The organism is Bibersteinia trehalosi (genome assembly GCF_004346205.1).
GTDB classification, from domain to species: Bacteria; Pseudomonadota; Gammaproteobacteria; order Enterobacterales; family Pasteurellaceae; genus Bibersteinia; species Bibersteinia trehalosi.
Genome location: NZ_SMAM01000021.1, coordinates 1 through 1,967, shown reverse-complemented (window position 1 = coordinate 1,967; position 1,967 = coordinate 1). Strand labels below are relative to the sequence as shown.

The 1,967-nt window shown below is 37.0% G+C and carries 2 protein-coding genes; both read left to right on the top strand.

Annotated elements, in window-relative coordinates:
• A partial coding sequence (locus EDC51_RS10770) for a VENN motif pre-toxin domain-containing protein (protein ID WP_131928947.1) occupies positions 1-1,260 on the top strand: 1,260 nt, incomplete at its 5' end.
• A 1-nt stretch (position 1,261) separates the two neighbouring features.
• Complete coding sequence (locus tag EDC51_RS10765; RefSeq protein WP_131928948.1) at positions 1,262-1,762, top strand: SMI1/KNR4 family protein; 501 nt, start codon at positions 1,262-1,264, stop codon at positions 1,760-1,762.
• Positions 1,763-1,967: the final 205 nt, after the last annotated feature.

The following is a 1,967-nucleotide window of genomic DNA, read 5'->3' as shown; positions in this document are numbered from 1 at the left end:
ACGGCAAATTTACTGGCGCACGCCGCCCTTTCTGCATTAGAAGCTGGGGTATCAGGCAACAACGTTGGTGCAGGGGCGGTGGCTGGTTTAGTCGGTGAAGGCAGCGCAATGTTACTGGCTGAAACAGTGTTCAACAAACAACCGAACGAACTCACCGCAGAAGAACGCAACTTGTTGAAAGTAGCAGGACAGCTTGCAGGCGCAGCGGCTGGGCAAGCCACGGGTGGCAGTACATCGGATACAGTGTTTGGGGCAGAGACGGCTAAGAGAGCGGTGGAGAATAATTACTTATCCCATCGTGATGTGTATGCTTATCAAAAAGCCCTTAAAAAAGCGATTGAAAACGGAGAAAGCGTTGAAGAAGTACATAAGCATTTCAAAGCATTAAGCGAAAAACAGCGTAATGAATTATTAGCCGATTGTGATATTGATTGTCGAGTGACAGTGCCACAAACCTTATTAGGGGCAGTAAATTTAGCAGATGATTTATCAGGCGCATTGAATAGCTGGCTTCAAGGCTTACCGTTTGAAGAACAAGGTAAATTCTATCAGCTGGTTGAGAGTGAAAACCAGAAGACTATTCAAGCACTGAAAGAGAAACAAACCAGCTTAGAGAAAGGCATTGAGTTAGCAGTAGATGCTTCTCGATTGCTTGCGAAAGAATCGGACATAAACACGCCAAAAACTAAGCAATCGCTTTATGATTCCAAGAAAACAAGAGAGCAAATTGAAGGGGAATTTGGTGAGAAAAATGTGAAATCAACAACAGTGGTAAATAATGCTCGTTCTACAGTAACTGAGCGGACATTAAAAACAGGCGAGAAAGTCCAAATTATTGAATCTGAAGGAGGGAAAGCCGTTCAGATTCGTTCCAAGCCTGATAAGTTTGGAAATACTAAATTGCTGGCAAATATTCCATATGATTCAAGAGGACTACCTATTTTTGATGATGTAGCTAAATTTACGACAAAAATAGAGAAGCCAAAGAATTACCAGAATATGTCAAGCGAGGCAAGAAAAAGAACAGAGATGAGAAATGCAACTTTAGCATTAAAGAAAGAGATTGAATCTGGAAGAATTAGCAAGAGTTTATTTACAGACAAGCAGTTGAAAGATATTTATTCTGGAAATATTAAAATTGATAAATATACATGGCATCATAATGCCCAAAGCAGCCCAAATAATATGCAATTAGTACCTGAAAATATTCATAACTCTATTAAGCATATTGGAGAAGCAACATTAAGTGAAGGAAGATAGTATGAGGTTTAGGAATTTAGATATTAGATATGATTATGGAAAAACTGAACTAAAAACAATTAGGTCTGTTGAAGATGTTTTTAACATTAATTTTCCTAAGTTATATATTCAACTAATGATAAATCATAACGGCGTAAATGTAGAACAAAATTGTTTTGAATATGACAAGGATAAAATAGGAGAGATCGGTTTTAGTGCTTTTGAAACTCAGGATAATCCTTATGACCCCTACGGTTCTAATATTTTAAGACAATACATTTATGATGATCCGATTTATGGCTATGAACATGTGTATTCATTTGGTAGCTCAGCAAATGGAGATTGGATTTGTTTTGATTATAGAGATAATCCGGTCGGAGATGAACCAAAAATTTGTATAGTTATTCATGATGAATATGATGAAAAAACAGGAAAGCATTTATTATTTCCTATTGCGGATAATTTTGAGCAGTTTTTAGATAAGCTAAAAACCTTTGATGAAGCAATGGCTAAATATGAATAGTGCCTATTTGGAGCTTAAATTTCTGAACTACAAGTGGTAAAGAATGTTTAACATTTTGCAAATTTTAGCAATAAATCTACCGCCTGTAGTTGGTACAAGTAATATATTGCTTTATGCACAGGCGGGCTTTAGCAATGGTAAACAGTCAGAACATCATTTAACGCATCAAAACAGCCAAATTGACACAGAAACCTTAACTATCAAC

Excerpts from the sequence above, each read along its gene's own strand:
- EDC51_RS10765 (WP_131928948.1), top strand. The coding sequence starts at position 1,262 with ATGAGGTTTAGGAATTTAGATATTAGATATGATTATGGAAAAACTGAA.